At 73.1% G+C, this 10,632-nt stretch carries 8 protein-coding genes; 5 read left to right on the top strand and 3 right to left on the bottom strand.

All coding sequences use genetic code 11. The features are described 5' to 3' along the window. The first annotated feature begins 40 nt into the window (after positions 1 to 40). Both AB0D53_RS13200 and pepE read left to right on the top strand, forming a co-directional pair. Positions 41 to 871 carry an IclR family transcriptional regulator gene (locus AB0D53_RS13200; protein ID WP_329816217.1) on the top strand — a complete coding sequence of 277 codons (831 nt, stop codon included), beginning with the start codon at positions 41 to 43 and terminating at the stop codon, positions 869 to 871. 26 nt (positions 872 to 897) lie between these two features. After that, positions 898 to 1,626 carry a dipeptidase PepE gene (gene pepE, locus AB0D53_RS13195; RefSeq protein ID WP_329816216.1) on the top strand — a complete coding sequence of 243 codons (729 nt, stop codon included), beginning with the start codon at positions 898 to 900 and terminating at the stop codon, positions 1,624 to 1,626. On the opposite strand, the gene AB0D53_RS13190 is transcribed toward pepE, so the two are convergent. Beyond that, a complete protein-coding gene (locus AB0D53_RS13190) occupies positions 1,589 to 3,379 on the bottom strand; it encodes an MFS transporter (protein ID WP_362444439.1) in 1,791 nt (596 codons plus the stop codon). The two genes, pepE and AB0D53_RS13190, sit on opposite strands and share 38 nt — an antisense overlap. A gap of 260 nt (positions 3,380 to 3,639) precedes the next feature. Here AB0D53_RS13190 and AB0D53_RS13185 point away from each other — a divergent pair, with 260 nt between their 5' ends. The 3 genes from AB0D53_RS13185 to AB0D53_RS13175 all read left to right on the top strand — a co-directional run bounded on the left by AB0D53_RS13185 (position 3,640) and on the right by AB0D53_RS13175 (position 8,607). After that, positions 3,640 to 5,823 (top strand): acyl-CoA dehydrogenase, encoded by a 2,184-nt coding sequence (locus tag AB0D53_RS13185; RefSeq protein ID WP_362444436.1) that lies wholly within the window; start codon positions 3,640 to 3,642, stop codon positions 5,821 to 5,823. Between the two features lie 47 nt (positions 5,824 to 5,870). After that, a complete protein-coding gene (locus AB0D53_RS13180) occupies positions 5,871 to 7,067 on the top strand; it encodes a lipid-transfer protein (protein WP_362444837.1) in 1,197 nt (398 codons plus the stop codon). A 109-nt stretch (positions 7,068 to 7,176) separates the two neighbouring features. Then, on the top strand, positions 7,177 to 8,607 hold the full coding sequence (locus AB0D53_RS13175) for an MFS transporter (protein ID WP_362444433.1): 1,431 nt from the start codon (positions 7,177 to 7,179) through the stop codon (positions 8,605 to 8,607). An 18-nt stretch (positions 8,608 to 8,625) separates the two neighbouring features. Here the strand turns inward: AB0D53_RS13175 and AB0D53_RS13170 are convergent, their stop codons facing one another. Further along, positions 8,626 to 9,258 (bottom strand): response regulator transcription factor, encoded by a 633-nt coding sequence (locus AB0D53_RS13170; protein ID WP_362444834.1) that lies wholly within the window; start codon positions 9,256 to 9,258, stop codon positions 8,626 to 8,628. 72 nt (positions 9,259 to 9,330) lie between these two features. Further along, positions 9,331 to 10,593, bottom strand: a complete 1,263-nt coding sequence (locus AB0D53_RS13165) for a M48 family metallopeptidase (protein WP_362444430.1) — start codon at positions 10,591 to 10,593, stop codon at positions 9,331 to 9,333. Between the last annotated feature and the right edge of the window lie 39 nt (positions 10,594 to 10,632).

The raw sequence follows: 10,632 nt of genomic DNA, 5'->3' as shown, positions 1-10,632 counted from the left end.
TCCCGTTATTTGCAATTCAGGTCTGAATGGTGAGATGACGATGGCGGACTTCGATCTGGACCGGCGCACCCCCGCCGGAGCCCTGCAAACCGTCGACCGGGCGCTCCTCGTGCTGCTCGCCTTCGAGCGGACCAGACCCGACTGGGGCGTCACCGAGGTCGCCGAGGAGTTCGGCTGGGACACCTCGGTGGCCCAGCGGCTGCTCGCCACCCTCGCCGGCCGCGGCTTCCTGGTCTCCGACCCGGCCACCCGCCGCTACCGCATCGGCCCCGCCGTGCTGCGCCTGGGCAGGCTCTGGGAGCGCTCCGGATCCCTGGAGCTGCTGGCCGGGCCGGTCCTGGAGGAGCTGTGCCGGGTCACCGGCGACACCGTGCTCTTCTGCCTGCCGGACAGCTTCCACATGCGGTGCGTCGCCGCCGAGGAGGGCGTGGCCGGGCCGCTGCGCTACTACCCCCTGGTCGGCGAGCTCTACCCGGCGCACGCCGGGGCGACCAGCAAGTCGTACTACGCGTACCTCCCCGACGAGCAGCGCCACCGGCTCTTCCGGGGCCGCCCGATGGCCCGGTTCACCGACCGGACGGTCACCGACCCGGACCGGCTGGAGGAGGAGTTCCTCAAGGTCCGCGCCCAGGGCTACGCCTGGACGGTCGGCGAGTACGACACCGGCATCGCGACCGTCGCCGTACCGGTCTTCCTCGGTCGCGAACCGTACGGCAGCCTCAGCCTCGGCGGCGCCGAGGAACTCTTCGCGGGCGCGCCGCACGACCGGCTCGACGCGCTGCGCCACGCGGCGCAGCTGCTGGAGAAGCGGCTCACCCACCCTCCGCAGCGCCCGAAACCCCGCACCCGACGTCCCCGTACCGACCGATGACCCGGAAGAGAACCAAGAGGAACCCCATGAATCTGCTGCTGCTCTCCAACTCCACCCAGTACGGCCGGGGTTACCTGGAACACGCCCTCGACACCGTCACCGCGTTCCTGCCCTCCGGCGCCCGGCTGGCCTTCGTCCCCTACGCGCTCGCCGACTACACCGCGTACACCGCACGCGTCCGCGAGGCCCTCGCGCCGTCCGGGATCACCGTGCGCGGGGTCCATGAGAACGCCGACCCGGTCGCCGAACTCGCCGCTTCCGACGCCGTGTTCATCGGCGGCGGCAACTCCTTCCGGCTGCTGAGCGCCCTGTACCGGACCGGTCTGCGGGACGCCGTGACCGAGGCGGTGCGAAGCGGGCTGCCGTACATGGGGGCCAGCGCCGGGACGAACATGGCGGCGCCCACCCTGCGCACCACCAACGACATGCCCATCGTGCAGCCGCCGTCCTTCGAGACGCTCGGCCTCGTCCCGTTCCAGATCAACCCGCACTACCTGGACCCGGACCCGGCCAGCACCCACAAGGGCGAGACCCGCGAGGAGCGGCTCACCGAATTCCTGGAGGAGAACGACGTGCCGGTGCTCGGCCTGCGCGAGGGGTCGTGGCTGCGGGTCGACGGGCGTCAGGCCCGGGTGCAGGGCGCCCGGCCCGCCCGGCTGTTCACCCGCGGCGCGCAGCCGCAGGAGCTCCCGGCGGGCTCGGACGTCTCTCATCTGCTCACGACGACACCGCGGTTCGACGCTCCAGTGCGCTGACCGTCAGCACCAGGTCCGTGCCGACGGGCAGGCCGTCGCCCGGGTGGACGGCCGGGCGGGCGCTCGGCGCGTACCCGGTGGCCGACCCGGCCAGCACGAAACTGCCGCCGTGCGGGACGGCCAGCGTGTAGTGGCCGTCCTCGTCCGCCACGGTGAGACCGGCCTGCCGGCCCCGGTGGTCGATCAGCGTGACATTGGCGCGGGCCACCGGGGCGCCGTCCCCGTCCAGCACCCGGCCGCGGAAGCCGTCGGAGCGGGCGACGGGGCGGGAGGCGGCGGGCGCCGGGGCGTCCTCGTCGCTGCTCGCCAGCAGCACCGGGCGCATCGCCTCGCGCCGCGACGGCAGGAACGAGGCCAGCACCAGACCGATCACCACCGCACCCGTCGCGATCAGGAACGAGATGCGGAACCCCTCCATCGAGGGCAGCACGGCCCCGCCGGTGTGCACCGAGGTGTTCGCCAGCACCATGCCGATCACGGCGCTCGACACCGACGTACCGATCGACCGCATCAGGGTGTTGAGGCCGTTGGCCGCGCCGGTCTCCGACGGGTCGACGGCCCCGATGATCAGCGCGGGCAGCGAGGAGTAGGCGAGCCCGATGCCGGCGCCGAGCATCACCGCGATCACCACGGTCTGCCAGGCGGCGCTCATCAGCCCGAGCCCGGCCCCGTAGCCGATCGCGATGATCAGCATGCCGAGCATCAGCGAGACCTTGGGGCCCCGGCGGGCGGAGAGCCGGGCGTACAGCGGGGCGACGAGCATCATCGTCAGCCCGAGCGGCGCCACGCACAGCCCGGCGACCACCATCGACTGCCCGAGCCCGTACCCCGTCGAGGCCGGCAGCTGGAGCAGCTGCGGCAGGACGAGCGAGACGGCGTAGAAGGCGACCCCGACCATGATCGAGGAGAGGTTGGTGAGCAGCACCTCGCGCCGGGCCGTGGTCCGCAGATCGACCAGCGGGGCCGGGCTGCGCAGCTCGAACAGGCCCCACAGGACGAGGATCACCAGCGCGGCGGCGATCAGCCCGAGCGTGCTGCCCGAGGTCCAGCCCCAGTCGCTGCCCTTGGTGATCGGCAGCAGCAGGCAGACCAGTCCGAGCGAGAGCCCCAGCGCGCCGGTCACGTCGAACCGGCCGGGGGCGCGCAGCGTGGTCTCCGGTACGACCAGGGCGGTGAGCGCCATCGACAGCACGCCGAGCCCGGCCGCGCCGAAGAACAGGGTGTGCCAGTCGGCGTGCTGGGCGACCAGCGCGGAGGCGGGCAGCGCCAGTCCGCCGCCGACCCCGATCGACGAGCTCATCAGCGCCATCGCCGAGCCGAGCCGCTCGCGCGGCAGTTCGTCGCGCATGATGCCGATGCCCAGCGGGATGGCGCCCATGGCGAAGCCCTGGAGCGCACGCCCCGAGATCATGACCACGAGTGTGTCGGTGAAGGCGCATATCAAGGAGCCGACCACCATCACGGCAAGGCTGGCGAGCAGCATCCTCCGCTTGCCGTAGAGGTCGCCGAGCCGTCCCATGATCGGGGTGGCGACGGCTCCCGCGAGCAGTGTCGCGGTCATCACCCAGGTGGCGTTCGACGGGTCGGTGTGCAGCAGGGCGGGCAGGTCCTTGATGACGGGGACGAGCAGGGTCTGCATCACCGCGACGGTGATGCCCGCGAAGGCGAGCACGGGGACGACACCGCCGCCCGCCCTGCGCGGCCGCGGATCGGGGAGCTCCCCGGTGTGCTGTCCGTTCGTCGTCTCTGGCATGCGTGCGGCCTCCGGGCGGCGTGATCGAGGGTGTGAAGAGGCGTGCGGGTGCGGCGGGCGGGCTGCGCCGGCCGCCAACTGCGTGCAGGCTGAAACCTTCCAGGTGTTCGCGGTATTCCGGTGAACGAGGTGCGAACGGGGGCACGACGGCGCACTCGGATCGGCGGGTGCGGAGATCCGGTCCGTATCTGACCTTCCGTCAGAATGGAACGTGTTCTACTCTTGCGCCGTTCCAGTGGCTGCGACCGGCGAGGATCCGCATGGGCATCGGAATCACCGAAGAACACAGGGAGTTGGCGCAGTCCGTACGAGGCTGGCTGGCGCGCGCCGTACCGCCGCAGGAGATCCGCAAGCTGCTCGACGCGGACGCCCCTCATGCCCCCGGCGTACGCCCCGGGTACTGGGACGGTCTCGCGGAACAGGGGCTGCTCGCCGTCCATCTGCCCGAGGAACACGGGGGAGGCGGTGGCCGGCTCCTCGACCTGGCCGTGGTCCTCGAAGAGGCGGGGCGGGCCGCGCTCCCCGGCCCGTACCTGTCGAGCTCCCTGGCCTCCGCCGTACTGCACGCGGCGGGGTCGCACGAGCTGGTGCGCGGGCTCGCGGACGGAACGCGCATCGGCGCCGTCGCCCTCGGCCCCGGCACCCTCACCGCCGTCGAGAGCGAGGACGGCCATCTACTGGACGGCACCGCACCGCCCGTCCTCTCCGGCGCCGACGCCGATCTCCTCCTCCTGCCCGCCGAATCGGCCACCGGAACCCTCTGGTTCGCCGTCGACGCCGCCGCCGACGGGCTGACCGCCCGCCCGCACCACGGCGCCGACCCGACCCGGCCCACCGCCCGGGTCCACGCCGAGGGGGTGCTCGTCCCCGCCGCCCGGCTCGTACGGACCGACACCACGCGCGTCCGCGACCTCGCCGCCGCGCTCCTGGCCGCGGAAGCCTGCGGAACCGCGGCCAGGGCGCTGGAAACCGCCGCCGAACACGCCAAGGTCCGCGAACAGTTCGGCCGCCCCATCGGGCAGTTCCAGGGCGTCAAGCACCTCTGCGCCGACATGCTCGTACGGGTCGAGCGGGCCCGTGCGCTGGCGTGGGACGCGGCCCGCGCCGCCGACGAGGAGACGGATGCGGACGCACGGTCCATGGTCGCCGCCCTCGCCGCGTCGGACGCCCTCGACGCCGCGTACGGCTGCGCCAAGGACTGCGTCCAGATCCTCGGCGGCATCGGCTTCACCTGGGAGCACGACGCCCATCTGTATCTGCGCAGGGCCCTGGTGGCCCGGCAGCTGCTGGGGACCGGCGACACCCACCGGCTGCGGGCCGTCCGGCTGGCCGAGGGCGGGGCACGCCGCGGGCTTGCCCTCGAACAACTCCCCGCCGGGGCCGCCGCCCACCGGGCCGCCGCGCGCGAGGCCGTCGCTGCCGCCCGCGGCCTCGACCCCAGGGCCGCCCGCCGTGTCCTCGCGCCGACCGGCTACGCCGCCCCGTACCTCCCCGCCCCTTACGGCCTGGGCGCCGGCCCCGTGCAACAACTCGCCATCCAGCAGGAGCTGGCGGAGCAGGGGGTGAAGCTGAGCGATCTCGGCATCGCCACCTGGGTGGTGCCCTCGCTCATCGCCCACGGCACGGCCGAGCAGCAGGAGCGCTATCTGCTGCCCACCCTGCGCGGCGAACTCCTGTGGTGCCAGCTGTTCTCGGAGCCCGGTGCGGGGTCCGACCTCGCCTCGCTGCGCACGAAGGCGGAACGGACCGAGGAGGGCTGGCGGATCAACGGCCAGAAGGTGTGGACGAGCGCCGCCCAGTGGGCCGACCACGGGATCCTGCTGGCCAGGACCGACCCGGACGCCCCCAAGCACCAGGGGATCGGCTACTTCCTCGTCGACATGAAGAACACCCCGGGCATCGACATCCGGCCGCTGAAGGAGATCACCGGCGACAGCCTCTTCAACGAGGTGTACTTCGACGACGTCCTGCTGCCCGCCGACGCCGTCGTGGGCGAGCCCGACGGCGGCTGGCGGGTCGCCCGCAACACCCTGGGCAACGAACGCGTCCACATGGCCGACCAGATGACCTTCGACACCGGCCTGGAGGCGCTGATCGCCCGCTCCGGCGAACTCGACGGCGCCTGCCGGGCCCGCATCGGGGCGCTGGCCGCCGAGGCCCACGCCCTCGGCTGCATCGGGCTGCGGACCACGATGCGGCAGGTCTCCGGTCTCGAACCCGGGGCGGGAGCCTCCGTCCGCAAGCTCGTCCAGACCACCCACCAGCAGAAGGTCGCCGAACTCGCCCTCGAACTCCTCGGCCCGGCGGGCGCGGCCGGCGAGGGGCCGGCGGAGCGGGCCCTGCACGGCTTCCTGATGTCCCGCTGCCTGACCATCGCGGGCGGCACCACCCAGGTTCAGCTCAACGTCGTCGCCGAGCGCATCCTCGGCCTCCCGCGCGATTGAAGGGACTTGCCATGAAGCCCACCCAGCACGCGAAGCCCATGAAGCTCATGAAGGCGTACGTCCTCGGTGTCGGGATGACGAAGTTCGAGAAGCCCGAGACACGCGACTGGCAGTACTGGGACATGGCGAAGGAGGCCGGCACGGCCGCGCTCGCCGATGCCTCCCTCGCGTACGGGCAGATCCAGCAGGCCGTCGTCGGCTACTGCTTCCAGCCCTCCACCGCCGGCCAGCGCGCGGTGTACGAACTCGGCCTGACCGGGATCCCCGTCTACAACGTCAACAACAACTGCGCCACCGGCTCCACCGCCCTGATGACGGCCCGGCAGTTCGTGGAGGGCGGCGGCAGCGACTGCGTCCTCGCGCTCGGCTTCGAGAAGATGACGCGCGGCGCCCTCGGCGGCGGTGGCGCGGACGGCGGTGCGGCCGACTTCAAGACCTCGCCCGTGGCCCGGCACTACGGGGTCATGGCCGCCGCCCACGGCTTCGCGATGAACCCGCCCACCGCCCAGATCTTCGGCAACGCGGCCCGCGAGCACATGGCGCGGTACGGGACGACGGAGGCGCAGCTCGCCGCCGTCGGCGCCAAGAACCACCGCCACTCGGTGAACAACCCGTACGCCCAGTTCCGGGACCCGTACACGGTCGAGGAGATACTCGCGGCGAAGCCCGTCCACAGCCCGCTGACCAAGCTCCAGTGCTCACCCACCTCCGACGGCGCGGCCGCCGCCGTCGTCGTGTCGGAGCGCTTCGTCGAGCGCCACGGCCTGGGCGACCGGGCGGTGGAGATCGTCGCCCAGGCCATGACCACCGACACCGGCGACTCCTTCGCCTCGGGGACCTGCATCGACGCGGTGGGCCTGCCGATGTCGCGGGCCGCCGCCCGGCAGGTCTACGACGCCTCGGGGCTCTCGGCCGCCGACCTGGACGTCATCGAACTGCACGACTGCTTCTCCATCAACGAACTCCTCACCTACGAGGCGCTCGGACTGTGCGGCGAGGGCGAGTCCGGGAAGCTCGTCGAGTCCGGCGCCACCACGTACGGCGGCCGCTGGGTGGTCAACCCGTCCGGCGGGCTGATCTCCAAGGGGCACCCGCTCGGCGCCACCGGAATCGCCCAGACCGCCGAACTGACCTGGCAGCTACGGGGCGAGGCGGGGGACCGGCAGGTGAAGGACGCCCGGGTCGGCCTGGCCCACAACATCGGGCTCGGCGGAGCGGCGGTGGTGACGCTGCTGCGGCGGTAGGTGCTCTCCCGTCGTCCCTGGTGGACCGGCGTGCGGCGTCGGACGCGGCGCATCGCGGGGCGGAGCGACGCCCGAATTCCGATGTACGGGGCGCGGCGCGGGTGCGAGTATGACGGGCATGTCCGACGTCAAGACGCCCGCGCCGCCGCGACAGCGGACCAGTACCCGCACCTGGGCGGCGGTGCTCGCCGCCTGCGTCGGCCAGTTCCTCGTCGTGCTCGACGTGTCCGTCGTCAACGTCGCCCTGCCGTCGATGCGTTCCGACCTCGGGATGAGCGCGGCAGGACTCCAGTGGGTGCTCAACGCCTATGCGATCGCCTTCGCCGGATTCATGCTTCTCGGCGGACGCGCCGCGGACATATACGGCCGCAAGCGGATGTTCCTCATAGGCCTCGGCCTGTTCACCGCCGCCTCCCTGGCCGGCGGGCTCGCCCAGGAGGGCTGGCAGCTGCTCGCCGCCCGGGCCGCGCAGGGACTCGGCGCCGCCGTGCTCGCCCCCGCCACCCTGACCCTGCTCACCACCGCCGTCCCCGAGGGCCCGGCCAGGGCGAAGGCGATCGGCACCTGGATGGCCGTCGGCGCGGGCGGCGGCGCGGCCGGCGGGCTGATCGGCGGAGTCCTCACCGACCTGCTCTCCTGGCGCTGGGTCCTGCTGATCAATGTGCCCATCGGGGTACTCGTCCTGGCCGGTGCCGCCGTCCGGCTCGTGGAGGGCCGGACCGGCGGGCGGCGGCGGATCGACCTCCCCGGTGCGGTGCTCGTCACGGTGGGCCTCGCCTGCGTCGCCTACGGCATCGTGCAGACCGAGGTGGCGGGGTGGACCGCGACGGCGACCCTGGCACCGCTGCTCGGCGGGGTGGCCCTGCTGGGCGTCTTCGTGGCGGTGGAGGCCCGGACGGCGGAACCGCTGATGCCGCTCCGGGTGCTCGGGGCGCGGGCGGTGGCGTCGGCCAACGCGGCGATGCTCGTGATCGGTTCGGCGACGTTCTCGATGTGGTACTTCATGACCGTGTACGCCCAGGCCGTGCTGGGCTACACCCCGCTGGAGGCCGGACTCGCCCTGATGCCCACGTCGTTGGCCGTCGTGCTCGGCTCGAAGTGCGCGCCCCGGGTGATGGCCGTGACCGGCGCGAAGAACCTGGCGCTCATCGGCACGGCGATCGGCGCGGCCGGCTTCGGCTGGCAGTCCACGATGGGCGCCGACGGCGCGTACCTCACCTCGGTCTGCCTGCCCGGCGTCCTGATGATGGCCGGTACGGGGCTGGCGTCCACCCCGCTCGCCTCGCTGGCCCTCACCGGCGCGGCCCCCGGCGAGGCCGGTCTGGTCTCCGGTCTCGTCAACACCTCCCGCACGATGGGCGGTGCGCTCGGTCTCGCCGTGCTCTCCACCGTCGCGGCGGCACGCACCGCGGGCGGCACCGGCCCGGAGGCACTCACGGCCGGCTACGCCCTCGCCTTCCGGACAGCCGGCACGGTCCTGATCGGCGGGCTGCTGCTGATGTCGCTCTGGCTGCCCCGCCACCGGGCGGACCGGCGCTGAGGCGAGGGGCCGCACGCCCTACAGCCACCCCTGCTGCCGAGCCGCCCGCACCGCCTCCATGCGGTTGCGCGTACCCGTCTTGCCGATCGCCGACGACAGGTAGTTGCGCACCGTCGACTCGGACAGATGCAGTTTCGCCGCGATGTCGGCGACCGTCGCCCCGTCCACCGAGGCGTTCAGCGCGTCCCGCTCCCGCGCGGTCAGCGGGCTCGGCCCGGCGCCGAGCGCGGCGGCGGCCAGCGCCGGGTCGATCACCGTCTCGCCCGCGAGCACCCGCCGGATCGCGGTGGCCAGCTCCTCGACGGGACCGTCCTTGACCAGGAACCCCGCCGCCCCGGCCTCCATCGCGCGGCGCAGATAGCCGGGGCGGCCGAAGGTGGTGAGGATCAGCACCCGGCAGTCCGGCACCTCCTCGCGCAGATCGGCGGCGGCGTCCAGCCCGCTGCGGCCCGGGAGTTCGATGTCCAGGAGCGCCACGTCGGGGCGGGACACCAGCGCGGCGGCCACGATCTCGTCCCCGGCGGCCACCTGCGCCACGACCTCGATGTCCGGCTCAAGACCGAGCAGCAGGGCCAGCGCCCCGCGCATCATGCCCTGGTCCTCGGCGAGCAGGACCCGTACGGACGCGGAGGGGCGGTGATCCTGCGGCATCTCGTTCACGGAGAACAGGTTAGGGCGTGGCCCGGGGCACACGGTGTATCGCGGAGCTTCGTCCCCGCCCGGCTACGGCCTCTGCCGGCATTCCCTGCCGATCGACGACCGGACGGGCGCCAGCTCCAGGTCGACCGTCCGGGCCTCGGTGCCGGTCATGGTGAGGACCGGCTCCGTGCGGGGGAGTGCCTGGACGAACCGGATGCGCAAGCAGGTGGGCGGCTGCCCGCTGCCGGACGTGTCGCCCCGAAGTTCCGAAAGACGGAGCCGACGCGCTCGCTCGGTGTCCGGGACCGACGCGAGGTAACCGCGCAGCATCTCCCACAGGTCGTCGCCGCCCCGGGAGAGGCGCTCCAGAGCGAGGAGGGCCGGCTCCTCCAGCAGCAGGGCCCGCAGCAGGCTCTCCGCGGAGCCGGCGGTGGCGATCCGGGCGGCCGTCCGGTCCGCCCGGTATGCATGGCCTACGCAGCGACCGTCCAGCCTGCGCAGCAGCGCGTGGAGGAGTTGGGCGCCCTGGGCGAGCAGCCCCAGCAGCGGTCGGGCGAGCATCTCGCCCACATGGGCGATGTTGCTCGCCTGTCGGCCGCCCGTGACGGCGTGGTGCGCGTCGGGAACCAGGTCCGACCGCGCGGGATCGGGACGGAGGAGGCTCTCCCAGCCCGCGAGCGAGTCCAGAGCCGACCGGATCCAGCGGGAGCGTGGCCCTGCTTCGGCCGCCGCGTGGGCGAGTTCACGGACGAGCAGGGCGATCCGCTGATCCGGAGCGAGGGTCTCCCAGAGCGGCAGGCCCAGAACGAGCACCCGGTGGCGACGCATTCCGACGGCTGCCCAGCGGGCCCCGTACCGCGCGTCGAAGGCGATCAAGTCGGGTGGCCGGGTGCCGAGTTCGCCGCTGATCCGCTCGACGATCGCGTGCAGCGCGGGTGCGGTGGCGCGGTCGACGGTGTGCTTGGGCAGCCGTGCCGGGCGTGGGAACAGCATCACGGTGGCCAGCAGCTCGACGGCGCCCAGGATCCGCTGCGGGAGGGTGCCGGTGATCAGCAGCCACACCCCGGTTGCCACCAGAGCCGCGGTGGCCAGATTGACGGCGGTGGCGAGCACGAGTGCGCCGTACACGGCGGCACCCGAGGGCGAGGCGTCCGGTCCGTGAGCCGCCATCCGGCGGAACGCGCGTTCGTGGCGGGCCAGTTCGCGGGCCCTGTCCTTCGGGATGCCGACGGGGCCGATCGGATCGACGTTCCAGTCGCAGGCCGCGCACCAGGTGCTGAACCGGTCGTCCGGTGTCGTCAGCACCGCGTCGCACCGGGGGCATATGACGTCCGAGTCGTCCTTCACAAGGTGCGATCATGCACCGCTCCCGGCTCCGGTGACAGT

It is taken from the genome of Streptomyces sp. NPDC048295 (assembly GCF_040652135.1).
Taxonomy (GTDB): Bacteria; Actinomycetota; Actinomycetes; order Streptomycetales; family Streptomycetaceae; genus Streptomyces.
Note: the sequence above shows the minus strand (reverse complement) of the source record. Positions and strands in the feature narration are given on the sequence as shown.